The organism is Paraburkholderia sp. SIMBA_030, from assembly GCF_046535245.1.
Lineage (GTDB): Bacteria > Pseudomonadota > Gammaproteobacteria > Burkholderiales > Burkholderiaceae > Paraburkholderia.
This window is the reverse complement of sequence record NZ_JAWRXB010001871.1, coordinates 1-219: the sequence shown is the minus strand read 5'-3', so window position 1 is coordinate 219 and position 219 is coordinate 1. Positions and strand designations below refer to the sequence as shown.

At 60.3% G+C, this 219-nt stretch carries 1 pseudogene; it reads left to right on the top strand.

The annotated features are described in order from the left end of the window. Positions 1–219, top strand: a pseudogene (locus SB772_RS46480) (sensor histidine kinase); the annotation flags it as partial.

Here is a 219-nt window from a genome sequence, read left to right as displayed (position 1 = left end):
CGCCTGATACGTAGCGGAGCCCGGATGCAGGCGTTGCTTGATGACCTCACCGATTTCAACCGGACCAGGCTGGGCCTGGGCATCAGCGTAACAGCCACGAGCGTCAACCTTGCAGATGTGTTTGCTGACGAGCTGGACGAGTTGCGCGCAGTTCATCCTGACAGGCAGATTGAGCTGCAGGTAAGTGGCAATTTACAGGGGCTCTGGGACGGGCGGCGC